General features: G+C 42.5%; 20 protein-coding genes. 13 read left to right on the forward strand and 7 right to left on the reverse strand.

The genetic code is table 11. The features are described from left to right. Nucleotides 1–77 precede the first annotated feature (77 nt). From OW495_RS14380 to OW495_RS14390, 3 genes are all read left to right on the forward strand, one after another. Nucleotides 78–1,037, forward strand: coding sequence for a peptidoglycan DD-metalloendopeptidase family protein (locus tag OW495_RS14380; protein ID WP_102514201.1), 960 nt, complete (start codon nt 78–80; stop codon nt 1,035–1,037). A 310-nt stretch (nt 1,038–1,347) separates the two neighbouring features. After that, nucleotides 1,348–2,283, forward strand: a complete 936-nt coding sequence (ylqF, locus tag OW495_RS14385) for a ribosome biogenesis GTPase YlqF (RefSeq protein ID WP_029223363.1) — start codon at nt 1,348–1,350, stop codon at nt 2,281–2,283. A 185-nt stretch (nt 2,284–2,468) separates the two neighbouring features. After that, nucleotides 2,469–3,557, forward strand: a complete 1,089-nt coding sequence (locus OW495_RS14390; protein ID WP_102514202.1) for a GGDEF domain-containing protein — start codon at nt 2,469–2,471, stop codon at nt 3,555–3,557. Nucleotides 3,558–3,681: 124 nt separating this feature from the next. Here the strand turns inward: OW495_RS14390 and OW495_RS14395 are convergent, their stop codons facing one another. After that, nucleotides 3,682–4,227: a GNAT family N-acetyltransferase gene (locus OW495_RS14395; protein ID WP_102514203.1), complete on the reverse strand. Its 546-nt coding sequence runs from the start codon at nt 4,225–4,227 to the stop codon at nt 3,682–3,684. Nucleotides 4,228–4,394: 167 nt separating this feature from the next. Between OW495_RS14395 and OW495_RS14400 the strand changes: the two genes are divergently transcribed. The 4 genes from OW495_RS14400 to OW495_RS14415 all read left to right on the forward strand — a co-directional run bounded on the left by OW495_RS14400 (nt 4,395) and on the right by OW495_RS14415 (nt 8,219). Next, nucleotides 4,395–5,537, forward strand: coding sequence for a fatty acid desaturase (locus OW495_RS14400; protein ID WP_102514204.1), 1,143 nt, complete (start codon nt 4,395–4,397; stop codon nt 5,535–5,537). A 237-nt stretch (nt 5,538–5,774) separates the two neighbouring features. Then, nucleotides 5,775–6,065: a putative quinol monooxygenase gene (locus OW495_RS14405; protein WP_102514205.1), complete on the forward strand. Its 291-nt coding sequence runs from the start codon at nt 5,775–5,777 to the stop codon at nt 6,063–6,065. A 277-nt stretch (nt 6,066–6,342) separates the two neighbouring features. Continuing rightward, the gene (locus tag OW495_RS14410) at nt 6,343–7,239 is read left to right on the forward strand and encodes a hypothetical protein (RefSeq protein ID WP_102514206.1); all 897 of its coding nucleotides are present in this window, start codon (nt 6,343–6,345) and stop codon (nt 7,237–7,239) included. A gap of 89 nt (nt 7,240–7,328) precedes the next feature. Next, complete coding sequence (locus tag OW495_RS14415) at nt 7,329–8,219, forward strand: DUF481 domain-containing protein (protein ID WP_240698608.1); 891 nt, start codon at nt 7,329–7,331, stop codon at nt 8,217–8,219. Between the two features lie 85 nt (nt 8,220–8,304). On the opposite strand, the gene OW495_RS14420 is transcribed toward OW495_RS14415, so the two are convergent. From OW495_RS14420 to OW495_RS14435, 4 genes are all read right to left on the reverse strand, one after another. Further along, nucleotides 8,305–11,382, reverse strand: a complete 3,078-nt coding sequence (locus OW495_RS14420) for an efflux RND transporter permease subunit (protein ID WP_289887161.1) — start codon at nt 11,380–11,382, stop codon at nt 8,305–8,307. Further along, nucleotides 11,369–12,691, reverse strand: coding sequence for an efflux RND transporter periplasmic adaptor subunit (locus tag OW495_RS14425; RefSeq protein ID WP_102514208.1), 1,323 nt, complete (start codon nt 12,689–12,691; stop codon nt 11,369–11,371). Before OW495_RS14425 ends, OW495_RS14420 begins: the two co-directional genes overlap by 14 nt. Nucleotides 12,692–12,885: 194 nt before the next feature. Beyond that, nucleotides 12,886–14,082: an outer membrane protein transport protein gene (locus tag OW495_RS14430; protein WP_102514209.1), complete on the reverse strand. Its 1,197-nt coding sequence runs from the start codon at nt 14,080–14,082 to the stop codon at nt 12,886–12,888. Further along, entirely contained in the window at nt 14,072–16,321 is a 2,250-nt protein-coding gene (locus OW495_RS14435) for a lipase (RefSeq protein ID WP_102514210.1), read from the reverse strand. The genes OW495_RS14430 and OW495_RS14435 overlap by 11 nt, the downstream gene beginning before the upstream one ends. A 357-nt stretch (nt 16,322–16,678) precedes the next feature. On the opposite strand from OW495_RS14435, the gene OW495_RS14440 reads away from it, so the two are divergent. The 3 genes from OW495_RS14440 (at nt 16,679) to dcuC (ending at nt 19,669) form a co-directional block, all read left to right on the forward strand. Further along, entirely contained in the window at nt 16,679–17,386 is a 708-nt protein-coding gene (locus OW495_RS14440) for a winged helix-turn-helix domain-containing protein (RefSeq protein WP_102514211.1), read from the forward strand. After that, nucleotides 17,379–17,885: a hypothetical protein gene (locus OW495_RS14445; RefSeq protein WP_102514212.1), complete on the forward strand. Its 507-nt coding sequence runs from the start codon at nt 17,379–17,381 to the stop codon at nt 17,883–17,885. The genes OW495_RS14440 and OW495_RS14445 overlap by 8 nt, the downstream gene beginning before the upstream one ends. A gap of 416 nt (nt 17,886–18,301) precedes the next feature. Further along, nucleotides 18,302–19,669: an anaerobic C4-dicarboxylate transporter DcuC gene (dcuC, locus tag OW495_RS14450; protein WP_065104738.1), complete on the forward strand. Its 1,368-nt coding sequence runs from the start codon at nt 18,302–18,304 to the stop codon at nt 19,667–19,669. 184 nt (nt 19,670–19,853) lie between these two features. Here dcuC and OW495_RS14455 read toward each other — a convergent pair whose 3' ends face one another. Beyond that, nucleotides 19,854–20,486 carry a response regulator gene (locus OW495_RS14455; RefSeq protein ID WP_017105883.1) on the reverse strand — a complete coding sequence of 211 codons (633 nt, stop codon included), beginning with the start codon at nt 20,484–20,486 and terminating at the stop codon, nt 19,854–19,856. Continuing rightward, complete coding sequence (gene narQ / locus OW495_RS14460) at nt 20,473–22,203, reverse strand: nitrate/nitrite two-component system sensor histidine kinase NarQ (protein ID WP_102328392.1); 1,731 nt, start codon at nt 22,201–22,203, stop codon at nt 20,473–20,475. The genes OW495_RS14455 and narQ overlap by 14 nt, the downstream gene beginning before the upstream one ends. A gap of 253 nt (nt 22,204–22,456) precedes the next feature. On the opposite strand from narQ, the gene napF reads away from it, so the two are divergent. Genes napF through napA form a run of 3 tightly spaced genes read left to right on the forward strand, consistent with a single transcriptional unit; the run spans nt 22,457 to nt 25,751 of the window. Beyond that, nucleotides 22,457–22,936 carry a ferredoxin-type protein NapF gene (gene napF, locus OW495_RS14465; RefSeq protein ID WP_017109533.1) on the forward strand — a complete coding sequence of 160 codons (480 nt, stop codon included), beginning with the start codon at nt 22,457–22,459 and terminating at the stop codon, nt 22,934–22,936. 23 nt (nt 22,937–22,959) lie between these two features. Next, nucleotides 22,960–23,265: a chaperone NapD gene (locus tag OW495_RS14470; protein WP_017109532.1), complete on the forward strand. Its 306-nt coding sequence runs from the start codon at nt 22,960–22,962 to the stop codon at nt 23,263–23,265. Then, nucleotides 23,262–25,751 carry a periplasmic nitrate reductase subunit alpha gene (gene napA / locus OW495_RS14475; protein ID WP_017109531.1) on the forward strand — a complete coding sequence of 830 codons (2,490 nt, stop codon included), beginning with the start codon at nt 23,262–23,264 and terminating at the stop codon, nt 25,749–25,751. The genes OW495_RS14470 and napA overlap by 4 nt, the downstream gene beginning before the upstream one ends. Nucleotides 25,752–25,834 lie beyond the last annotated feature (83 nt).

The raw sequence follows: 25,834 nt of genomic DNA on the forward strand, positions 1-25,834 counted from the left end.
TAACATGCAAAAAAAACAAATAAATATTATGATCTAATTCTTATTTTTATCCATTAACCGAATTTTATTGATAATTTATGTATTTGAAAATAAATAGCCATTTAAGTCGCCGCACCCTTTCCTTTGGCCTTTTGATGGTTTTTTTGATCGTTTCAACAGCCATATCGCTAAGCTACAATCATTCAAATACTGATAAAAAACAGGCACCTAAAATAGCCAAACCCAAAAGCATTCATATTCCAACCCCAGATCCGACATCTGAAATGGTTTCAGGGGTTGTGAAATATTCTTTTGTCAGTTCTATACTATCCTCTGGTTTGACGAACAATGAATTAAAATCACTATTAAGTCTATTAGGTGATAATTTTGACATTATTAAATCAGTTAACAACGGTGATAAGTTTTCAATAAAAACCCAACATGATGGTACAAACACAGAATATGTCAGTGCTTTTTACTATTTAGGTAGTGATATAGAATTTTTTGCTATGAGAGGGGCGGATGATAATATCTATAACGAAAATGGATATAAAATAAACAATGACTATGTATTCCCTCTTGCTAAGCATTATCGAGTAAGTTCATCATTCGATTTAAACAGGAAACACCCTATAACGAATCGAATTGCACCTCATTTTGGAACGGATTACGCGACACCTATTGGCACAGAGATTCATTCGTTGTCCGACGGTGTCGTTTTGAAGTCTCGATATAACCGTTTCGCAGGTAACTACTTAACCATAAAGCACACTGATGGAAACTACGCGCGCTACCTTCATCTTTCAGAAAGACATGTCTTAGCTGGGGAATACATCACTAAAGGTCAGATAATCGGTCTTACTGGGAATTCAGGCCGAACAACTGGACCTCACTTGCATTTAGAGCTTTCGGTTGCTGGAGTACCGGTTAACTTCGAACAATATATCAACGCAGACAAAAGCTACAACGACCAATTTATATACATTGCTCAAGCTGAACGTAAGCAGCTAATAAAAAGCCTAGCTCAATCTGTACAATCAAACCAACCTCCAACATAGGTTCCCCTAGTAATATTCGATTTACCTTTGAGGCAAACCAAGCAGATACACGCATTATTTACCCCTGAAATAATCGATTCAAATAATGCGTCCCCTCACTAGCTAACCTGAAATTTTTAAAACTTAATCAAAGAGTTAGCCATATGATAACTGCGCTCTAAATTGTAACTTAGTAGTCAATTTCAATTGAACTCCCAAGAATCTTTGCGCAAATGTCTTTTTCTGTAGTTCTTCTAGGCGATATAGCGCTTTACACGCCCTAGCGAACCCTTACAATGTGCAGCAAATATATTTATCAAGGTTTATCTCTATGTCTATTCAATGGTTTCCGGGTCACATGCATAAAGCCCGCAAAGAAATCGAAGAAGTTATCCCACAGGTTGATGTGATCATCGAAGTACTGGACGCTCGTATCCCGTTCAGTAGTGAAAACCCAATGATCTCTTCACTGCGCGGCGATAAGCCTTGTGTAAAAGTACTGAACAAGCGCGACCTTGCGGATCCTGAGCTTACTGAGCGTTGGATTGAGCACTTCGAAAAAGAGCAAGGCGTTAAGGCGATTGCGATTACCACCAGCGCTAAAGAAGAAGTTAACCACGTTATGGAGCTAGTACGTAAATTAGCACCGCACCGTGAACAGATGGGTAAGAATATTCGTACAATGATCATGGGCATCCCGAACGTGGGTAAATCGACCATCATCAACTGTTTGGCTGGACGTACGATTGCGGTAACGGGTAACCAACCTGCAGTAACTCGTCGCCAACAACGTATCAACCTTCAAAATGGCGTGATCCTTTCAGATACTCCAGGAATCCTTTGGCCTAAAGTAGAAAACCCACACAGTGGCTTCCGCCTAGCCGCTACAGGTGCGGTTAAAGACACGGCAATGGAATACGATGAAGTCGCATTCTACACCGTCGAGTATCTAGCTAAGCAGTACCCTCACCTTTTGAAAGAACGCTACCAAATTGAAGAACTGCCAGAGTCAGATATCGAATTGATGGAAGCCATTGGTCGTAAGCGCGGTGCACTTCGTGCAGGTGGTCATATAGACATTCACAAATGTTCTGAAATCCTTCTTCACGAACTTCGCAGCGGTACTTTAGGTAAAGTTACGCTAGAGCTACCAGAGATGATTACTAAAGAACTGGTTGAAGTTGAAGAAGCGGCTGCATTGAAAGCTGAACAACAGATTAAGAAGAAAGAAGAGCGCCGTAAGCGTTACTTAAAAAACAAGCGCTAACGTCTTTGAAATTATAAGATATTCACGCTCTGACAGCGAAAAATTAGAGCGTGAGCATAAAAACTGCACACCTATGATGATAGAACTAACATATTGTCACATAAATAAAAACTCGCATTTACAACCATCATCGACGTAGACATACTTGCACCAAATTATTGTGACACAGTAGCGATTTACCTCAAATGCGTTCATACCCCGGATTTCAAAACCAACGATTTAAGACTTATTTCGACAATGAAATCTATCTACCGTACGTAAAATTCATCTACGTACCTATTACCATATTCTTTACTTTCATTATCTCCGATTACATCAATTTTGGGGCACAATGTATTTTCCCTGTGGTGTTGAGAACGATACTTTTCGTCATCATGATGTTCGTTGCGGCTTATTGCATCAAACATAAACCTAACCACTTACAGCAGCTCGAAGCTTGTCTTCTGGTCATCAGCGCCCTATTTCTCGTCTATGTTGGTCGCATCGCCATTGATTTTGGGAACTTAGATTATCAAGGTGGCACCATCCTCGTGATGATCTACGTTGGGACATTTTCCAGAATGTCCGCTCGATATAGTTTAAGCGCGCTGACCATTATCTTCTTATGCTATCTCGTTGGCTTAGCACCACCACTTTACGCAGCAGAGCCTAGTCACGAATTGGAAACGATTTCCGTATACGCTTCAGCTTATATTCTTATTGCAGCCTCTTGTTTAAGACGAGATTTCGAAGTGCATAAACGCTTTACTCAATCCGAACAGCTTCGTAAACAAGCCATCCAGCTACGTAAGCAATCTAACTTGTTTGAAGCTCTCTCGTATCAAGATGCACTCACCGGGTGCTATAACCGACTGTATCTGCATCAAGTTATTGAACCGAACATTGACCGACAGCTTTCAATGACCACTATCATGATCGATGTTGATCACTTTAAGTCAATCAATGATACCTATGGCCATCAGACCGGGGATGCGGTCATCAAAGATTTGGCTGAAGCTATTAAAGACACCTTGCCACAACACAGCACCTGCTTTCGTTACGGAGGTGAAGAGTTTTTGGTCATTATCCAAAACGAGAGTGAGGTAAGCATTAAGCAGCTTGCAGACGACTTATTGGCTTGTCCAGCCCAGCTTCGATTTGAAGTCACGGTATCTATTGGTGTCAAGCATGTGACTCAAGCCTTAGGATCGGTTGAACAACTCATCAACGATGCCGATCAAGCTCTGTATTCGTCGAAGAAGAAGGGAAGAAATTGCATCTCTTGGTCGGACTAGAAACCCACTAACGCTCTAAAAATGAGAAAGCCCCAGACCTATTCAGTCTGGGGCTTTTTTATTCGTTCTAAACGCACTTAAATTAACGTTAGTTCGTTAAAAATAAGGCATGTTTAATTACGGGTTAAGAATACACAACACTCGCCGTTTTTTGTTCAAGCTCCTCTGGAGAACCCCAAGAAATCACCTTCTCGTTCACTTGGCTCCCACATGGTGCGTTCCAAACTTGCTCTAGTTCTTCTTTGCCACCAATCGCTTGATAAAACGCAATGGCTTGGTGATTCTCAGACATCACCTCTAGGTACAGTCCTGAATCCGAATAATATTGCTGTAACCACTTCGATAACTCAGACAAAAGACGTTTGCCTACGCCACGACCGCGGTAATTATTGTCTACATGTAACGCATCAATGAACGTACCACGTTCAAAGTTGTGATTACCAAACGCGCAGACAAAACCAACCAGTAAACCGCCCTCTTCAAGCAATAAAACATGTTGGTTAAAAGGAGGATTAATCAAACGAGTCTGCCAAATAACAGATCTGTCCTCCAAAACATCATTTTCTAAGTAATCATTAGCAAGAATGCCACGGTAATATAGCTTCCAGCTATCCGCGTGTAATTGGGCAATCCGCTCATAATCTTTATATTCAGCTACCTTAATTTCCATTTATTAGCCCTTAGTACTTCCATTTATGACTTGTTACTACATTTCACACTACCTTTATACAATATTTAAGCAAAACATACTAATACACGTTTACACTTTCAATATTGACTTACACGTGTACGCTGATATTCTAGCGCACAGATGTAAGCCCAATGGAAATTTTGCTAATGAATAGTGCTGACAAACCATCAACAAAGAAGCCACCATTAATCTGGCTCAATATTTTTGTATTCTCTTCTAGTATGCTGCTTGCTGTTGTTGCGGCTCCCGTTTATGGCTACTTTTTTGGCTATGGAATGGAGCACTGGATATGGCTAGCGGTCTGTTTTACTTTTTGTAATCTGTCTATCACAACAGGCTATCACCGCTTATGGTCTCATAAAGCGTTTGAAGCGCATTCAAGCCTAAGATTCCTGTTTGCTTTGGGCGGTGCGTTTGCTCTCCAGAACAGTGCACTACACTGGTCTTCTGACCACCGTGTGCACCACAAGCATGTCGACAACAACGACAAAGACCCATACTCAGCCAAACGTGGCTTCTGGTATTCACACATTGGTTGGATGATCCGTAATTACAACACAGCAATGTATACTGATTACGAGAATTGTCGTGACCTGAAGAAAGACAAGATCGTGATGTGGCAGCACAAGCACTACGTTCTGCTAGCATTGCTCATGAACATTGGTGTTCCTATCGCATTAGGTGTGATTTACGGCGATGTGATTGGTATGTTGTTAATCGCGGGTGCGGTTCGTTTGGTACTTAACCACCACACAACTTTCTTCATAAATTCTCTTGCTCATATCTGGGGTAGCCAACCTTTTACTGACAAAAACACAGCTCGTGATAACGGTGTGTTAGCAGTACTCACTTTTGGCGAAGGCTACCACAACTTCCACCACATCTTTGAGAACGACTACCGTAATGGCATTTACTGGTGGCAATACGACCCAACGAAATGGTTGATTAAGAGTGCTTCATTGATGGGCCTAGCAAGTAAGCTTAAGAAAACACCACAAGCTCGTATTGAAAAGGCCGAAGCGACAATGCTACTGAAACGCACTCAGCAGAAAATCATGCACCGTGCCGACAAACAGCAAATCGCAGACAAGCTTCAACAAGAGTTCGATGCTCTAGTATCAAACATGAACGAATACTACGAAGTCAAAAAACAGCTACTTGAAAGTAAACGTGAAGACGTTGTGAAAAAGTACGAACACTCTGTGCTTAAGGTTCGCTACCAACAAATCAAAATGAATTTTGAACAACAAAAGAAAAATTGGGCGATGACAGTGGAACAATATGCTTAACGTAGAGCATTGCGCTTAACACACCAATAACAACACTGTTTGATTCTTATTCTGAAGCCCTCATATTGCTATGAGGGCTTTTTTAATGAGCGTAACCGATTACCACTAGCTTTAAGCTCTCAAATTTGAATTGTGGATGCCAAGAACCATAGTTATTGGATTTCAGAACTCTTTCTTCAATCTGAATTTATACTTATATTACGTGAACTTATCGAGTTTAAAGCCGAGGAATTGAAAATGAGCAAACTGACTATTATTGCAACGATCGTCTCTAAAGAAGACAAAACTGAGTTTGTAAAAGCTGAGATGATTAAATTGATCGATAAAACCCGTGTTGAAGACGGCTGTATTAACTACGATCTGCACCAAGATAACAGTAACCCAGCTCACTTCGTTTTTCATGAGAATTGGGAATCTGAAGATCATCTAGAGAAACACTTAGCGAGCGAACATATCGCTGAGTACATGGCTGCGACTGAAAACTGTATTGAAACCTTTGTGCTTAATAAAATGACGCACATCGCCTAACCAGTCACTAAGTACAGATTCAATAAAAACCCTGCTCTTATCGCAGGGTTTGTCTTTTCTTACAAGTTATACTCTTTCGAATTCATTAAGTTCTTCGCCTCTGTACTATCTGTCCCCACCAATAAGCAGCCACTAAACTGCCTACCATTACAAATATTCCTAAACCATTATCAAACAACCTCACGAAAGATCATTCACATTCATTGAAATATTCCGAGTGTCATTTGGCCATAAAATGAACGCCAAACGATATGAACAACAGTCGACAGGAATGTAGATGAATACGAAACAACTTGAGAACGCGGTTAGTGAAGTGACCTTGTTCAACCAGCACCTGCAGTTAATCCAATCCGTACATACCATTCCAACACCAAAAGTGAATTGGGAGTCGATTGCCATGGAACCTGCGCCTACAATGCCAACAGTTCGCTTCGACAATAAAGTCAAAGCCATGGAAGCGCTTGATGAATACAAACCATACTGGCTAGATATACTGTTGGGTAACAAATCTAAGTTTCACACCCTCACAAACAATGTCGAACTAGCAGCAGAGAAAGACATCGAACAATATAAAACGGAATTTGTACATTGGGTTCAAAACTACAGCTACTGGGCAAAAGGCAATCAATTGTCGCAAGGCGTTTTGAATAACGATAGCCATGCAAAGCTGTCTGCCCTCTCTGAAGCTCAGCAGAACACGATGAACGCGACAGTGGTCGACACTAAGCTGATAAACCACAACTTCAATACCTATAAAAATGGTCACCTGTTAGAAATCAACATTCAGGTTAATAAGCACAACGTGATCCCTAAAGATAAAAAGGTCTTGTGCCAAGGCGAAGTAAAGTTAGAAACCTTGTCCCTTTCAGAAAGCAACGCCTTATATCGAGAGTACGTGTGCAGCTGTATTCTTAAATGTGCGCAGGACTCTTTCAATGTCTTACCCGAGACAAGTGTCGTGATCAATGTTGAACAGATTTCAGCAGACCATTCAAACGAAACCATTCTTTCGTGTCATATCGAAAAAGGGTTGTTGGAATTCTTATTGATTGAAGATGACAAGCCCTCTGAGATCCTTGAATTTTTTGTACATATTGAAGATTTCAACCCTCATAGGGGCAACGGGTTCTCTGCGATTAAAACCCTCTTTTCCCCTTTGCCTATCGCGTCGTAGCTCACTAAAACTTTCGATTCGATCACTGTCTACTCATCACGATTAACCCTTGGTTGGTCGTGTTAAATCAATTTATATACCTAACCATTATGTCGATAAACGCTATATCAAAAACTACATTCACATTAAGAAACACTGTTCTACACAAACGATATTTCAACCCGCTACCTTTAGCGGCGATGGTTCTGTCTTTTCAAGTATTCGCTGAAGAAACGGCACCGGTGGAAGAAGCTGTTGTTACAGAACAAGCCGAGGTTACTGAAGAACAATCCTTCGAAAATGAAGCAATTTTGAATGAAGAGTCAGAACAAGAAGACGAATCGCCTTTCACTACGTTAACCAAACTGGGTTTTATCTACTCTCAAAACACCAGTTCATCGTTGTCGATTAACTCAGGAATATCAGTAGGCTACAAAAAAGAAAACTGGGGGCAACGAGTACAGTTCGATACGTATTATACCGATGCCGAAAATGATGAAGATGGCACCAATCGCTATACCACCAACTATGGCATCAGCTATGACTTAAACGAAGTCACCTATTTGGTCGCAACAACTCGTTTTGAGCACGACCACTTTGGTACTTATCGAAAGCAGTTTATTACCGCAACAGGTTTAGGTCGCCACTTTTACGATACTGAACGAATTAAACTGCAGGGCTCTGCAGGCCCGGGTTATCGAATCAGTAAACGACAATCCTCCGATGAAGAGTTTCCGAATAAAGAGAACTATGAACTGATCGTCAATGCGAGTGTTGATGGCTCACTAACGCTTACTGAAACCTTTTCTATGGGTGCAACCGCAAACATAGCCTACGGTGAAGAGAACACCAACTACAACCTCAAGGGCTATTTGAAGAACATTCTGATGGGCAATTTGGCACTCACGTTTGATACCGAATACATTTACAACACTACTGTTGCGTCAGACCAAAGTAACGCTGAAATCTACAGCTCAATGAATCTAAACTACGACTTTTAAAGATCCCTTCGATTCCCAGCCCGTATACAAATAAGGCCCTCGTATGAGGGCCTTGAAGTATCTAGCTTAAATTTGAACGATCTCGCTATACTGATTTCGTTCTCAGTCGAGCCAGCACATCCATTTGCTTTAAGTTCGCCATACCGACATACGCGACAGGTACTAAAAACAATGAGAAGAAAGTACCAGCAGATAAACCACCGACCAACACCAAACCAATATTGATACGACCTAATGAGCCCGGACCATCTGCCAGTGCCAACGGCAATGAACCAAGGATCATCGTTAGTGATGTCATCAAGATAGGACGCAGCCTCGAACGTGCACTGCTGATCGCAGCTTCTTGAGCGCTCGCACCAGATTTACGTTTCTCGTTAGCAAATTCCACTAGCAAAATACCATGTTTAGTCACTAAGCCAACCAGAGTCAGTAATCCTATCTTTGAGTAGATATTTAGGCTTTGACCAAATACCGATAGCGTCAGAATCGCCCCCACAATACACAATGGTACGGTAAGCAAGATGATCATCGGATCGACAAAGCTTTCGAACTGCGCCGCTAAAATCAAAAAGATAAAGATCAACGCCAATACGAACAACACTTGAGCACCAGCACTCGAATCAACTAAGTCTTTTACAATACCGTTGAATTCATAGCGTTGAGCAGGCTGCAATAAACTCGGTACGTTATCATCAACATAAGCTTTTACATCGCTAGCCGTATATCCGGGCATTAAATCGGCTGTGATTTCCGCACTGTCTTGCCCCATGAACGTCTTGAAGTTCGATTCCGACGTTACTTGTTTAATAGAAACAAACTGGGACAACGGAAGTCTTTGACCGGATTGAGAGTCAACGTACAACTTATCCAACACTTTGAAATCACCCAGATCTTTACGGTTCACTTGTACTTGTATTGGGTAGGTATAACCGTCGTCTGCTTGTAAATCAGCCGCTTTAACAGAGCCTAAGAATGTCGACAGTGCGTTGGTTACATTTCCATAATCAACGCCAGACAACACAATGGCATTGCGGTCAATTGACAAGTCATAACGCAATTGATCACGTAACATCGAGTTCTTAACGTTAGTTACGCCCTCGTAGTCTTCTAGTGCCTCAACAACCTGATGCGCGGTTTCTGACAAAGCTGTTGTGTCACGGTTCACCGTCGTGAGCTCTAAGATCATGTTGGTCGCGATATTCAAGTTATCTGCAGAACGAACCTTGAAAGACATGCCGTAGGCAGAGACTGAACTTTGCGCTTTAGCAATAAACTCGTTCACCAACTCATCAGCGGATTTCTCACGCTCTCCCCACGGTTTCAATAACACATGGTTTGTGGGTGTTCCTTCTATGTAAGCTAGGTTAGCTTCTACAGAATTATCATCGGAAAATACGCTATTTAGCTGTGCGTTATTGTCTAAATGGTATTGTCGCCCTACGCCTGTTGGCGGTGTCGATGTTACCTCAACAAAACCAGTATCTTCAGTTGGAAGCAGCACTTGTGGCATTGTCCAAACAGCTAAGGCAGACAGAGCAATCAGCATCAAAGCGATACCACTCATCAGTGCTTTACGCTCGAACCACTTACCCAGCTCTCTGGTGTACACATCAGACAGTCGATTCAGCTTGGCATCGACCTTTTGGAACCATTTTGGAGGCGTTGATACAGGCTTCATTAAATAAGCACTCATCATTGGCGATAGCGTTAATGCCACAAATCCAGAGATGATCACCGCTGCTGCAAGCGTGAACGCGAACTGCCTAAACAGATCGGCGGTCAAGCCAGCCATCAAGCCAATTGGCAAGTAAACAACCGCTAAAGTCAGCGTCATTGCAATCACTGGAAAGACGATCTCTCGACACCCCTTAATTGCAGCGTTAAATGGCGTTTCACCCTCTTCGATATGACGGTAGCAGTTTTCAGCTACAACGATCGCATCATCGACCACTAGACCAATCGCGAGAATGATCGCCAGAATCGTCAACACATTGATGCTAAAACCAAGTAAATGCATCACAGCAAACACACCAATCACACACACCGGAATAGTGATGATCGGAATCGAAGCCACGCGAACAGAACCTAGGAACAGAACAACGACGGCAGAAACAAGAACAATGGCCTCAACTAAAGTTATGAAACCTTCATCAATCGCGGTTTTAATGAAATCCGCTTGGTTGTAAACCATTTTCATCTCAATGCCTTCTGGCAACTGAGGTTGAATCACATCAATTTGTTTTTTTACTTTATCAGCAACTGTTACCGGATTTTCACTTTTTAGTGGCAGCACCTGAATAGACATAGCGAGATTGTCATCGACACGCAAAATACTCGGCGTTAGGCTCTCCTCTCCCATTTTGACTTCAGCGATATCACCAATTCGAATGATTTTTCCATTGTCGACACGAACGACCAGATCACGCACATCATCAACACTAGTGACTTGGTTGACAGGGTTAATTGAGAAATCACGAACTTCGCCTTTGATAGTACCTGCTGTGAACGTCGCGTTGTAAGAACTCAGTGTCCCCACCACATCAGACGCACTCATATTCAGAGCCATCATACGATCGGGTTGCAACCAAACCCTCACCGCTTTATCACTACCACCATATGGGCCCCAGATACCTCCAACACCTTGAATGTGTTTGAATTGAGGCACAACTTGTTGGCTAATGTAGTCAAACATATCTTGCTTAGACATCTTGCCAGTATTCACGAAAGTGATGATGTTACTCGGCATGCTGGTGTCAGATGAGTCGTCTGTTACCGTTGGCTTATCCGTCATACTAGGCGGGAAATCACCAATGGCCTCGACACTACTGCGCAAATTGTTCATCAGGCTCGTGTATTCGACGTCATCGATGTCGTCTTCGAAGATGATTTTGAGATTACACGTCCCTTCTTGGCAGTCGGTCGTCATGGTTTTTACACTATCAAGACCAGTCGCTGCGGTAATCAGCTTGTCTGCCACATTACGCGACATGAACTCCGCACTCGCGCCGTTGATCGCAGCAGTTACCGTTGCTGAGGGTGTTTTATGTTCAGGGAAATACTGAATTGATAGTTTTTGAAATGACAACAAGCCAAGTAAAACAATCGTGATACTCAGAACAGAGGCAAAAACGGGGTGCTTAATACAGATCTCAGGAAGCTTCATTCACACTCTCCTTCGTTACAGCTTCCTTGCTTAGTGTTTCCTTGCTTTGAGTTTCATTCGATGAATGCTCAACAGTAACGTTTTTTTCTGTACCTTTACTGCTTTCGTTAATTACTTCGTCAACCGCTTTTGATGATTCAGTCCAATCAACAGAAGGTTCAATCGGGTGTGACTCATCAACTTGAATTTCGGTCATTTCTGCTTCAGGATTAACGGCTTTTTTCGAGCTATCTTTAGCGGCCTGCTCGGTTATCAGCTCAACCGTTTTCTGCTCGGCATTTGGGTTCATGACCTTAACTAACGACGCTCTCTTTAGGTTCTGCTGCCCCGTCACAACGACGTTATCGCCCAGTTTTAATCCCTTCTCGACAACAACATATCCGTCGTTAGTATTCACACCCAATTCAACAACGCGTTGCTCAATCTTTTCACCATTCACAACCCAAACAAAGCGCTGTGCATCTTTTGCTTGAACTGAGTTTTGAGAAACCACCATCTTCGTTGAATCCTCGCTCGTCATTTGACTTACTTTGGCAAACATACCTGGGACTAAACGATGATCAGGGTTGGTCACATGCGCGTGCACTTCTACGCGGCCAGAGCTTTCATCAACGGCTGGCGCTATGTAATCCACCACACCAGAGAAGGCTTCATCAACAAAAGCATCAACTTGGATGGAAACGTTCTGTCCAAGCTGAGCGTTGCCTAAATCTGACTGTCCAATGGAGTATTGAACTTCGACAGGATCAAGCTTAATCAAGCTCACTAACGCTGTGGCGCCATCGATCTTACTGCCTACTGAGTGGGTAAAATTGGTTAACTGCCCATCAAATGGCGCAACCAACAAATAGTCATTCATCAGCGCTTCTTTCTGACGGAAATCAGCGGCTGCTAGATTTGCCTGTTCTCCTAGCTCTTCAACATCTTGTTGAGACATAGAATCAGGCTGTTTCTTTAGTAATTCTTGTACTCGCTTCAATTTCGACTTGGCTAGTGCTAAAGAGCTTCTAGCTTTGTCTAAATCGGCTTTCGCTTTGGTGTTATCTAACTGAGCGATCAGTTCGCCTTTTTTAACCGAATCTCCATCTTTGAAATGGATGTTAAGAATTTTATCGGAAGCACTAAATGTCAATGCAGCAGAATCCGTCGCCCTAATTTTGCCTACCTCGTTAATTGAAGAAGTGAATGCTTGTTTGTGAGCTTTTTCGATAGTCACAGGAATCAGGTTTGAGTCTTGGGCAAACGTCGGGGTGATATGTAAGGCAAACAGCGCCAAACAGATTGTTTTGCTAAGCTTTGTAAATTTCATTTTTAATAACCATAACCGTTGAATTCGTCTGAATTAAAACGTTTTTCTAAGCAGCTATTTCTTACTTAATGAGCTTCCAGCTATTTAAATAATGCTAAAACAGCTAATAATGAGAAAAGGGCTCAACTCACTGTCGAGCCCTGCAATTTTTATATGATTCCTAAATTTTTACGTTTAGAACTCCAAAGTAAAAGTTAAAAACGATGCTGATATTGAACGCCAAGCAAGAGAGCATTGGCAGTCACATCAGCAGTTATATTGGAACTCGTTCCCGGAATAGTCGTCAGGCTTTCGTCAATATCTTGTGATTCTCCGATGATAAATCCGACACCAATGTCAACAGAACTGGCGACCGTGAGGTTATACGTCCCTCCGACGGTGAACCAGTGACGATTAACATCAGGAATAGATAACGATGTGAGTTCGTCAGTTGGAGAAATGTCGTACATGTAGCCCGCTCTTAGCACGATGTCTTTTGACATGGTGTATGTACCACCGACCGAAATATGTCCTGCATCTTTCCATTGATACTCCTTGATAGAATCGTCGTAAGAATCAGACGTTAATGAATCAAATTCTGACCAATTCACCCATTGCAGACTGTAATGGAATGCCCATTGCTCGTTAATTTGGTGCCATCCGGAAAACTCTAGAGTGTCTGGTAACGGAACATTCATTTTTTCTGCCGTACCAGAACCCAGCATCCAGATATCCCCCTCAACTTCGATATCGGGGCTATAACGGTAACTAATACCAAATTTGTTGTGTTCGTTGACTTGGTAAGTCGCGCCAACATTTGCACCCAGACCAAACCCGTCTGCATCGACATCAAGTAGATCTTTACGGTGAATCTCGCCTTCACCGTAGATAACATCAAGACCAGCACCTAAGTTGATTTTTTCAGACAACTCATAAGCGACAGCAAAACCAACGTTGATACTGGAAAGCGCCGTTTTACCTCCGAACTCGTCCGCTTCGAACGACTCGTCAAACTCAACATCGGTACCGAAGTTAGAGTGCACAGTTGCACCCAGAGTGAACTTCGAACCCTCAATAGGATGAACATAATGAATGTTCGGAACCAAAGTTCCCGCATCGAGAGATTGATCATCGAGTGTGTCTGTATAGCCTCTCATCGGCGTGTAGCTAACATTAGACACATCAATACCACTATCGATATAAATAGCACCAACAGAGAGTGTTGGTTGCTCGATATAAGCCATCGCAGCGCTGTTCTTAGCAACAATCGCGGCGCTATCTGCCATCACTGCATCGCCCGCAAATGCACGGCCCAACCCTGTTGCTGATTGTGCGTTAAGTTGGAATCCTGCGGCGTTTGTTAAGCAAGGAATGAGAGCAGCTGCGGTGCCTAATAAGAGTTTATTCTTCATCTTGAGGTACCTCTGTTTCGATATGATCTTCGTTATTGATGACAACAACTGCACCGTCACTCATTACCATTGAAGCTACGGCGACTTGTTGAGTGTCCACAGCTTTAAGTACGTCAGACATGTTTTCTCCCGGCATACCCGGTAGCCCGTCTTCATCAACAGGACCTTCATACGGGAACAAATACGTACCGTGCCCACCAGTGGTGGTTCTAACAGCGCCACGTTTTGCATTTTTATTGTCTGATGTCCCTGTTATTGGGTCTAACCCAAGTGCAGCAATAAGTGGTTCGGTACCAGTGCGAATGTTATCTGGTGCAGAGTTTGGAATAACGCTGTCTGACACGTAATCAACGCCGACATCGCAGGTTTCACCACAATCTCCAACGGCCGCTAACAAAAGAGTCGGTTGCTCAGCCTTAACTTGACGCGAGATGAAGCTAGCAGGATCGGCACTATCAATTGTCGCTTGAACCCCTTGTTTAAGGTCAGTTACAACCAGATCAAAGATGTCATTCTCCAACTGACTCACAAGTAGTGCGTTGTCTGTAGAAAGTGCGACAAACTCGCGTAGCGATTCAATACACTCTTGGTTCGTCGCCTCCGTGGTACAAGTATCAGGTATCACTGTCTCAGCAATACCACGCTGAACATCTGGAGACTTCTTAACACCTTCGGACATTTCTGGGCCCAACGTTTGCGAAGACAAAACCAGATTAGTCAGTCCCTGCCCCGGAACAACAAAGTTCACCGTGTTGAATACAAAATCAGTGTTAGCTGGGAAACCATCTTTAGTTTGGCTAAATTCACTGACCATCACCGACATTATTCCACCCAAGGATTGTCCAATTAAGTGAACATCATCTTTTTTCACCCAATGCTCTTGGCTCAACGCGTAACGAAGCCCCAAGAAGTCAGACACCGATTGCTGGAGGTTAGAACGAAGCGCTAAAGGAGAATCAATATTGATGAAGAACGCCTTGTTTGCTCGAGCACTGATTTCTACTCCTGTTTTTTCGTCATCGTTAGGGTCAGTATCAGTGTCGTCATAACGCATTCGTTCCCCGTGATATGGCATATCGATCGCAACCACGGCATAACCTTTATCCGTATATTCTGCAGCCATTAAAGAAGCAGTGCCTCGCTCTGCTGTAACACCATGTATAAAGATGGCTGTAGGCAGTTGTTTAGGTATAACCCAGCTAAAACTCTTTGGTACGTATATGTCTGCTGTTATCTCGAGATCTTCTGTTATTTGGGGGATTGGGTTATCAGCCGTAGGGAAACCACCGTCAGTGTTAGTGATCCATTCATAAAGTGGTGGACAATTTTTCTTCGGATCAAATTCATCGACGATACATTCCGCCTCCCTCTCTTTTGTAAAAGGTAAGTAAGACGGAATTTTGAGCACTTTTGTATACAGGTTATATTCCCGCTTTTCCTCTACAATTTCAGGAAGTGTTTGGGAGAGTGAACTCCCGTACAACACGTGATTTATCTTCATCGCATCAAGCTGAGAATAGGCACTCTGAGTTTTAAACTGTGCGGCATATACAGGCATGTTCTGACCTGGATAGAGTGCGTCATATGAATCAATAGCACTTATTACCTGAGTATGAAGGTCTTGCTCTTTGTCATTCTCAAATTGTGTCTCTGAGTATATTAATTGTTCAAAGCTAAAATCCGCTTTTAAAGGTTCGTCAAATTCAGTTTTTACACCATCAGTAACAACGATCGAATAAGTTGTTTCTTCTTCCAAACCTGATTCACATTGAATAATAATATTGGAACCATCAGCTGATATTTTAGTATCAACTTCCTCACCGGTTACGTTATCAATTAATACAACATTCCCGGCTAAGGATTCGTTATTTAGTGGATAACGCTTATCAGAATTAACACTTTGTAGAGGAATTAAAATCGGTTCTGCACAAAGCCCCCAGCCGTCTAGGGCTGCGTATGAGTTATTGTAATCTTGATAATACGCGTCGTTAGTCGATGACATTGCTGCGGCGTCTTCACCGACTCCAGTGATAGTTCCGTCGTCGTCATACCCGTAACCGTCGTTCGGTTTTGGTAGTTCATTAATGTTGTAAGGAACCAAAACTGAAACGGGCTCTTGAGTCGAGTCTTCCGACTGACAGCCGAGTAAGGCTAACGTTATTAGTCCACATAAATATGGCTTATTGAATTCTTTCAAAATTTCTCCCTCGTAGCTTTCGCATTTAACTGGTGTGGTCATGCGTTTATCGTTATTTGAGTTGCCGATTGAGTCAGAGGTAAGCTTGACTTTTATTCGCAGAGAGCAAGGCAACACAGAGTTGGAATGACACGTTGATAGAACTACGTAAGAAATTTGAGCCGTTAACCCACACCCACTAAATCAGCGTCACCGAACAATGATCCAATAGCAGTGAACGCCAAGCACCTTAAAACGCATTAAACAACCTAAAAAAGGTTTATAAGAAAGTCTAAATGATAAAGATTAATTGTTTATATTTAACAACTTACAATGTACTAGCACGAAAAATAGTGAGTTTATATTTATGCTGACATTTGTTATATTTACGTTAGAACGCTTATAACAACGAGAACCCAGATGTCTGCTGAATTCATTATCAATGATGATATACAGGTCAATTTAGAAGAGAGTGAAATCCATCACTTCAAGACGGGCCGTACCTACCCAATAGGTTCTAATGAGTCCGAGTTACTCAAATATTTTATCTCTAGACCGAATGAAGTGATCACTCGCCAAGTTCTAATCGAGCAAGTATGGGTGTCCAAAGGTATATATGTCGAAGATGGCAGCTTAATGCAGACTATCTCCATTTGTCGCAAAGCTTTAGAAGATAAAACCGGAATGATCATTGTCACTGAACGCGGTAAAGGTTACCGATTTGCAGGGCAAGTAACGCAAGACAAAGAACGCGCATTACAAAAAATAAAACGACGACAGGAATCAGAAGAAGCTGAACAACAAACAGCTAGCTCCAATGAAGAAAACACCAAAGCTGAAACAGCCCCCCCTATAGATAAGAAAAACAATCTATTGACACTGATAGCCTTGTTTATGATTGCCGCTGTTTGTTCTCACTACCTATTCACATATTTAGATAGAAATAGCTTAGGTGAAGAGCTCACTGGTCAGCATTTTCTTTCTTGTAAAATAGCATCAGACGAGTTTACTTTTAATGAGCTTAATAACGTTACTCTTTATGAGCATAAAGGACGAAAAATCATCATCGATAATTCAGGAAAATCTTTAAGCTTCCCTAGTGATTTTACAGGAGTAACTTGTGAATAAAGAAATACGTACATTGGTTGGAGTGACACTAATTGGTGTTTTAGTCGGTTGGCTGACGACTATTTTTCCTAAAGTTCATTTGCAAGGTCATTATTTAGCTAACGCTGCGTCTGTGATCACCCCAACTAATAAAGTTATCTATAATCAGTCGTCAATAAATATCGAGTTTAAGAAAAACAATAGCTACGATTTATTGTATGTGTCTACCAAACAAGTTGGCTTTACTTCATCTGGATCTTATACGGCCACTCAACACAATATTTCATTAGATGAAAGTGCACATGAGCAAATTTTGCCGAATAGAGAGTTAGAGTTCTATGAGAAAGTCATGATCAGTGAAGGTTCTGTATTGTCGTCAGACGCAATGCCTTACATACCTCTGAACGATGATGAGTTGTTGCTCGTCACTCAAAATGGCATGATTCACTTTTGTAAAAAGATGGCATGTCCTGATTTACCGACTTATTCAAACACCGAACCTGAGTTAAATATAAATTGATGAGTACATTGCAATAATAAGTACTTTTCATCCTCCAATGATTTGGCGTTTATAAACCTAATTCAGTAGGCGCCAAATCATAAAACAATCCACTTTCTTGTCATAAAGCCCCCTTTCCTGTCAGTTACCTCGACAAATAGACAAAACACGATAATTTTATAAACCAGCCAATCATATGCAACTAAACCAATCAAAAGTGATCCAAGTTATATTCTAGCAAGCCACATAATTTGTTTATTAACATCTAAACAACAGTAGTTAATCATGATTTACAACCATAATTAACATCGAAAAAAATGTTTGTCTTAGATCATATCAACCTCAACTATGCCTCGTGCCACAGTGCAGTTTTCTGTACATTCATTGTCATATTCTGAAACACTTTCTTATATTTTTTAAACTTTGTGGAGATTTCTATGCTAGAGCTCTTGATCGGATTCGTGATTACCATCGCTGTTGGTTACTTTATTGTGAAAGGCTATAAAGCAGCGGGTGTATTATTAACTGCTGGCCTTGCCCTACTTCTTATTACTGGCCTTATTGGTCACACAGTTTTACCAGCTAAGGTAGCTTCAACAGGTAACATGGTTACCGACTCACTAGAATTCGTTAAGTACATGCTTCAATACCGCGGGGGCGGCCTAGGCATGCAAATCATGCTTCTGTGTGGTTTCGCTTCATACATGACTCACATCGGCGCGAACAACGTAGTAGTAAAGCAATTTTCTAAACCACTTGCAGCTATCAAGTCTCCCTATGTACTTCTTGTTGCGGCTTACATCGTAGCGTGTCTAATGTCACTAGCAGTAAGTTCTGCAACAGGCCTTGGTGTTCTATTGATGGCGACCCTATTCCCAATGATGACAGCAATGGGTATTTCTCGCCCTGCTGCTGTCGCGGTTTGTGCTTCGCCTGCGGCAATTATCCTTTCACCAACGTCTGGTGATGTGGTTATTGCAGCTGAAAAATCAGGAATGTCTCTTGATGTGTTTGCCGTTCAAACGGTACTTCCAGTTTCTATTTGTGCAATCATCGTAATGGCTGCAGCCGCTTTCTTTTGGAACAAGTATCTGGATAAGAAAGAAAACACACCAATGGAAAAAGTAGACGTTTCTGACATTGAAACGACAGCACCCGCTTTCTACGCTGCGTTGCCATTCCTGCCTATCATCGGTGTATTCCTATTTAACGGCCGTACAATTCCAGGCCTGTCACTTGATATCTACACTATCGTAGTGGGCTCTATCTTCGTGGGCGCAATCATCGATTACGTTGTGAAGAAGTTCGACGGCGAAAAAACGCTAGAAGATCTAGATTCTTGCTACCAAGGCATGGCAGAAGCATTCAAAGGCGTGGTAATGCTGTTGGTTGCGGCGGGCGTATTTGCTCAAGGTCTAATGTCTATCGGTGCGATTGATAACCTAATCGGTCTTGCTGAATCGGCAGGCGCAGGCGGTATCGCACTGATGCTAATCCTGACGGGTCTAACGGTTGCGGCTGCTATCGCGACAGGTTCTGGTAACGCGCCATTCTATGCATTCGTAGAGCTTGCTCCATCACTGGCTGCGAAAATGGGCTTGAACCCAGCGTTCCTAATCATCCCAATGCTTCAAGCATCGAACCTAGGTCGTACCATCTCGCCAGTATCTGGGGTAATTGTAGCGACTTCTGGTATGGGTAAAATCAGCCCATTTGAAGTAGTAAAACGTACATCTGTCCCAGTAATCTGTGGTCTTATCACAGTTATCTTCGGTACGCTTGTTCTAGTACCAATGGCAGCTTAATTCTCATTAAAAGAGACATGCTAATTTAGATATAAAATGCTGAAACAAAAAGGCGCTGAACTTAATAAGTTCAGCGCCTTTTTTAATGTCACATGCTCAATGTCGTTAGAAGCTAACGCTATTTGATCCGAACACTTGTAATTAGCAGTATGGCTTGAAATAGTTTATTTCAAAGGAACAAGCCCTACTTCATTTCACCGTAACGTTCTAGATAAAGAACCGTTGCAGCCGTACGCGAAGGTACCTGCAGCTTCTTCAGCAAGCTCTTCATGTGTACCTTAACTGTCGATTCAGAAATGAACAGATGATCAGCAATTTGCTTGTTACGGTAACCTTTCGCAACTTCTTGAAGGATCTGAGTTTCACGCTCAGTCAGTTGGTCAAAGATATCATTACGACTGTCAGCATCATTTAGGTAACGAGAAACGACACTGCTATAGGCTTTATCGCCGCTGTGTGCTTGCTTAAGCAGTTCAATGAGCTCATCGGGTTCAGTGTCTTTCAACAAGTAACCATCAGCGCCCGCTTTTACAATAGCTTCTATATCTGCTGGGCTATCAGATACGGTTAAGATGACAATGTTAGCGCTTGAACCATCGGTACGAAGTGCTTTTAGGGTATCTAATCCAGACATCCCTTTCATATTCAGATCCAAAAGGATCAAATCAGGTTCTTCTTCATGAGCAAGTGCAACGGCTTCGGTGCCATTGCTCGCTTCTGCAATCACTTCAAATTCGTCTTCAAAGCTTAGTAATTGGCTTATACCTCGGCGCATCAATGGATGATCATCAACCAGCATTACTTTACAAATCGTCAACTTTAACTTCCTTCAAACTTTTATATTTCAATATGACTGTACAGCCTTCACCTTGAGCTGATTCAATCGTTAAGTCGCCATTCAGTCTTGCCGCACGCTCCTGCATAATGCTCATTCCATAGTGGTTCATTCTCGAACTACCTAGGTCAAAGCCATCTCCATTATCTTTGATCACGACTAATACTTCACCATCTTCATCGATACAGCATACATCTATCAAGTCGGCATTGGCGTGTTTTATTGCGTTTATTGTTGCTTCTCGAATCAATTGAAGCAAGTGAACCTGACTGTGCGCATCAAGCTCAATAGATGACAGATTATTGGTTAAGTTAATCTTGGCATCTGTTCTTTCACTGAGTTGCTCGAGCATGGTGCTCAAAGCATCTCCGAAGTTGCCCTCTTTAATGGACAACCTAAATGTCGTGAGCAACTCTCTTAACTGAGTATAAGCATCGGCTAAGCCGTTACCTATCTCTGAAGCAATTTGCTCTGATTGCTCGCGGTGTTTTTGCTCAGGTAATTTACCAATCACACGCTTCAATAAAGTCACTTGGATCTTCAAGTATGAAAGCGACTGAGCAAGTGAATCATGCAGCTCACGTGCTATTGTCGCACGCTCTTCCATAATAATAAGCTGCTCGGCTTTCTTTTGCGCGCGATTATAATAGATTGCACGAGATAACAGTTGAATAAAGCTCTCTATTAACGTCTTTGTTGAGTGCCCATGATGATATGAGCAATACAGGTAACCCAAAATGAGTTCGTTATCATCCAGCTTCATCTCAAATTTTTCATACTCACGATTCGCGTCGTAGCCCTCATCCATTATCAATGAGCGACCTGAGTTATCTACAATCTCTAATCTTAACGACTCAATCCCTTCTAAGCTGACTAAGTGCTGCAAGATGGCCCGAAAGTTTTCAGGTGCAATCCGCGTTACCGTGAGTTCTTGAGAGGAATAATAAAGCGCTTGTAATGATTGGTTCGCGTTTTGCAGTTCAACCGTTTTGGCATCAACGACATCTTCGAGGTTTCGGTAAAGTACACCCAAATCTTTGGCCATTGAGTTGAACGTTTTCGTCAAAATACCCAATTCGTTGTTGCTGGTAACCTGCAATTCCACCTTGAAGTCGCTATTTTTTATCCTCTGACTCGCGCCGACTAGCGCATGGAGAGGTTTAACAACTTGTTTACGTACAAAGTGAACAACAAAAAGAGATATGACGAGAATGCCACCTAAGCCAATACCACCAGCCCACGCTAATTTAATCAGCTTATTCTCTGAAAACTCCTGAAGCTTGAAAACGAAGTGGTCTATCTCATTCACAAAGTTTTCCACCAACACCAGATAATGTTGACGATCATCGCTATTCAATACCCGCTTCAATTCATGCCAGCGACCAATGATTAGATAGTAATCTTCTGTGATATCGGTTGGCACTTCCCAACTGACCAACTCCGCCATTGAAGACGAATAGAGCGACTTTTCAAATTCTTGGATATGAGAATTGTAATCAGCTGATTCTATTTGAATATCATGCGCCAAACGATAGCTCTGCATACGCATTGAACCTGCTACATTTATGGCTTCTGCATCATTCAAGCTCGAAGCCAAAGTGAAGATAGCAAAGCCAGTAGTAGCAACCGACAGCAACAGTATAGAAAGCAACGATTTTGCTATTGTGCTAGTGACAGATGAAACCGGTTTTATAAGCAAAAAAGCCTTCCTAGTGAGAGATGAATAGCCAGCAAGATCGTATTGTCACACATCAAAAATCATAGCTCCATTCAATATGTGATCACTCGCTTTGTAATTTATTGATCTAAGACAATATATGCCCCTAATTAGCCCTTAGGGGGTATTTATACAATTGTTTCTAAAACTACACTACTTGTGAGGACTAATTACAAGATATTAATGAAATAATGGCCTACAATTACAACATCTTAGCAACATCTATAGGTTACTTGTGGTAGATTTATCAAAACGCCGTATGTTTTCGAGGAAAAAAGTGGATGCAAGCCAAATTCGTTTGCCTTGGATTAACAACCTAGAAAGCTTTGTAGATGACTGTACTCGCTGTGGAAAATGCATCGAGAGTTGTGAGACTAAGATAATCATTGTAGGCGATGGTGGGTTCCCCACTGTCGATTTCTCTATCGATGAATGTACGTTTTGCTATCAATGTGCAGATGTTTGTCCCGAACCCATTTTTAAGCCAAAGCAAGGAGAGCCTTGGCAAGCAAAAGCACGTATTTCTGATAAGTGTTTAGCGCAACAAAATGTTGAATGCCGAAGCTGTGGTGACATGTGTGAACCTATGGCCATTCAATTTCAACTTAGAGCAGGCAGTGTTGCTCTACCAAAAATCGAGTTAAATGAGTGTAACGGTTGTGGAGCCTGCGTAGCAGTTTGCCCTACTTCAGCTATTCTTGTGAGTAATGCATAAAACAAAAATAACGAGAGCAATTTATGGCACTAAATGAAGTGCATATATCAAGTTTAGTCGTGCATGTGAGCCCAGAGCATCTGGTCGAGATTAAAGCAGAAATCGAAAAGTTTGATAATGCAGAGATCTACGGAGACAGCCCTGAAGGCAAAATCATCGTGGTCCTAGAAACCGAAAACCAAGGTTTTGTAACGGACACCATCGAAGCAATAAATAACATTAAGAACGTTTTAGGGACAGCTTTGGTTTACCACCAAATCGAGACTGATCTAGACGAAACGGATTTAGAAACTGGAAGCAACAATTCTCAACTTGAGGGTGAAGTATGAAAATGACAAGACGTGCGTTTGTGAAAGCAAACGCAGCTGCATCAGCGGCAGCCGTTGCAGGTGTATCTCTACCGGCAACAGCAACCAACCTGATTGCTAGCTCAGATCAAACAAAAATCACGTGGGATAAAGCGCCTTGTCGTTTTTGTGGTACGGGCTGTTCAGTACTAGTAGGTACTCAAAACGGCAAAGTGGTCGCGACTCAAGGCGACCCAGAAGCACCTGTAAACAAAGGCCTTAACTGTATTAAAGGCTACTTCCTTTCAAAAATCATGTACGGTAAAGACCGTCTTGAACAGCCTCTTCTTCGTATGAAAGATGGCGAGTTCCACAAAGATGGTGATTTTGCACCAGTATCTTGGGACAAAGCATTCGACGTAATGGCTGAGAAGTGGAAAGCAGCTCTGAAGAAGAACGGTCCAACAGGCGTTGGTATGTTCGGTTCTGGCCAGTGGACTGTAATGGAAGGCTACGCAGCGGTTAAGCTGATGAAAGCGGGCTTCCGTTCAAACAACATCGATCCAAACGCTCGTCACTGTATGGCTTCTGCGGTAGGTGCATTCATGCGTACCTTCGGTATCGATGAGCCAATGGGTTGTTACGATGATTTCGAACACGCAGACGCATTCGTTCTGTGGGGTTCAAACATGGCAGAAATGCACCCAGTACTATGGACTCGTATTACAGACCGCCGTCTAAGCCACCCACACGTTAAAGTAAACGTACTGTCTACTTACTACCATCGTTCTTTTGAGCTTGCAGACACGGGTTACATCTTCGAACCTCAATCAGATCTAGCGATTGCTAACTTCATTGCTAACTACATCATTCAAAACGATGCCGTTAACTGGGATTTCGTGAACAAGCACACGAACTTCAAGCAAGCAACAACAGACATCGGTTACGGCCTTCGTGATGATGATCCTCTACAACAGGCAGCTGCGAACCCTAACTCAGGCAAAATGACTGATATTAGCTTCGAGAACTACAAAGCTTCTGTTGCTGAATACACCGTTGAGAAAGCGTCTGAAATGTCAGGTGTATCTCAAGATGACCTGATCAAGCTGGCTAAGCAATACGCCGATCCAAACATCAAAGTAATGTCACTTTGGACTATGGGTATGAACCAACATACTCGTGGTGTATGGATGAACAGCCTTGTGTACAACATCCACCTTCTAACAGGTAAGATTTCTACTCCAGGTAACAGCCCATTCTCACTTACTGGCCAACCATCTGCGTGTGGTACAGCTCGTGAAGTTGGTACGTTCTCTCACCGTCTTCCGGCAGATATGGTTGTTGCTAACCCTAAACACCGTAAAATCGCAGAAGACATCTGGAAACTTCCAGAAGGCACTATCCCTGCTAAACCAGGTGCTCACGCTGTTGTTCAAGACCGTATGCTTAAAGACGGTAAGATCAACGCTTACTGGGTAATGTGTAACAACAACATGCAAGCTGGTCCAAACATCAACACTGAACGTTTACCAGGTTACCGTAACCCAGATAACTTCATTGTATGTTCTGACCCATACCCAACAGCGACAGCTCAAGCGGCTGACCTTATCCTTCCAACAGCAATGTGGATTGAGAAAGAAGGTGCTTACGGTAACGCAGAGCGTCGTACACAAGCATGGTACCAACAAGTGAAAACGGTAGGTGAAGCTAAGTCTGACCTATGGCAAATCATGGAGTTCTCTAAGCGCTTCACTATTGAAGAAGTTTGGGGCGAAGAACTTGTTGCGAAAATGCCTGAGTACCGTGGCAAAACCATGTACGACGTACTTTACAAAAACGGCAACGTTGATGCATTCCCACTGTCTGAAGCTCAAGAGCTTAACGACGACGCACAAGCTCAAGGTTTCTACGTTCAAAAAGGTCTATTCGAAGAATACGCAGCCTTTGGTCGCGGCCACGGTCACGATTTAGCACCATACGATCGCTACCACCAAGTTCGTGGTCTACGTTGGCCTGTTGTTGACGGTAAAGAAACACTTTGGCGCTTTAAAGAAGGTTCGGATCCATACGCTAAGAAAGGTTCTGATTGGGATTTCTATGGCAAGCCAGATGGTAAAGCACTGATCATCAATGCTCCATACGAAGCGCCACCTGAAGTACCAAACGATGAATACGATATGTGGCTATGTACAGGTCGTGTTCTTGAGCACTGGCACACAGGTACTATGACTCGTCGTGTACCAGAACTTTACAAAGCAGTACCGGATGCACTTTGTTACATCCACCCTGCTGACGCTAAAGCTCGTGGCCTTCGCCGTGGTGATGAAGTTCTTATCGAAAACAAACGTGGTGAAGTACGCGTTCGTGTTGAAACTCGTGGTCGTAACCGTCCACCACAAGGCTTGGTATTCGTACCATTCTTTGATGCAAGAATTCTGATCAACAAGTTGATCTTGGATGCAACGGATCCTCTGTCTAAGCAGACGGATTACAAGAAGTGTCCAGTTAAGATCACTAAGGTTTCTTAAGCGCCAATTGCTTTTAGAACCTAGATACAAGATCTAACGTATTTAATATTGCGACTACTTTTTTCATCACTTTTTGAAGGAAG

The sequence above is a fragment of the Vibrio sp. 14N.309.X.WAT.E.F5 genome (assembly GCF_030397615.1).
Classification (GTDB): domain Bacteria; phylum Pseudomonadota; class Gammaproteobacteria; order Enterobacterales; family Vibrionaceae; genus Vibrio; species Vibrio lentus.

Bases quoted from the DNA above. Each gene is read 5' to 3' on its own strand.
- OW495_RS14435 (WP_102514210.1), bottom strand. From the start codon at position 16,321: ATGACCACACCAGTTAAATGCGAAAGCTACGAGGGAGAAATTTTGAAA.
- napA (WP_017109531.1), top strand. From the start codon at position 23,262: ATGAAAATGACAAGACGTGCGTTTGTGAAAGCAAACGCAGCTGCATCA.
- ylqF (WP_029223363.1), top strand. From the start codon at position 1,348: ATGTCTATTCAATGGTTTCCGGGTCACATGCATAAAGCCCGCAAAGAA.
- dcuC (WP_065104738.1), top strand. From the start codon at position 18,302: ATGCTAGAGCTCTTGATCGGATTCGTGATTACCATCGCTGTTGGTTAC.
- OW495_RS14440 (WP_102514211.1), top strand. From the start codon at position 16,679: ATGTCTGCTGAATTCATTATCAATGATGATATACAGGTCAATTTAGAA.
- OW495_RS14380 (WP_102514201.1), top strand. From the start codon at position 78: ATGTATTTGAAAATAAATAGCCATTTAAGTCGCCGCACCCTTTCCTTT.
- OW495_RS14395 (WP_102514203.1), bottom strand. From the start codon at position 4,227: ATGGAAATTAAGGTAGCTGAATATAAAGATTATGAGCGGATTGCCCAA.
- OW495_RS14430 (WP_102514209.1), bottom strand. From the start codon at position 14,082: ATGAAGAATAAACTCTTATTAGGCACCGCAGCTGCTCTCATTCCTTGC.
- OW495_RS14405 (WP_102514205.1), top strand. From the start codon at position 5,775: ATGAGCAAACTGACTATTATTGCAACGATCGTCTCTAAAGAAGACAAA.
- OW495_RS14410 (WP_102514206.1), top strand. From the start codon at position 6,343: ATGAATACGAAACAACTTGAGAACGCGGTTAGTGAAGTGACCTTGTTC.
- OW495_RS14420 (WP_289887161.1), bottom strand. From the start codon at position 11,382: ATGAAGCTTCCTGAGATCTGTATTAAGCACCCCGTTTTTGCCTCTGTT.
- OW495_RS14415 (WP_240698608.1), top strand. From the start codon at position 7,329: ATGTCGATAAACGCTATATCAAAAACTACATTCACATTAAGAAACACT.
- OW495_RS14400 (WP_102514204.1), top strand. From the start codon at position 4,395: ATGAATAGTGCTGACAAACCATCAACAAAGAAGCCACCATTAATCTGG.
- OW495_RS14470 (WP_017109532.1), top strand. From the start codon at position 22,960: ATGGCACTAAATGAAGTGCATATATCAAGTTTAGTCGTGCATGTGAGC.
- OW495_RS14390 (WP_102514202.1), top strand. From the start codon at position 2,469: ATGCGTTCATACCCCGGATTTCAAAACCAACGATTTAAGACTTATTTC.
- OW495_RS14425 (WP_102514208.1), bottom strand. From the start codon at position 12,691: ATGAAATTTACAAAGCTTAGCAAAACAATCTGTTTGGCGCTGTTTGCC.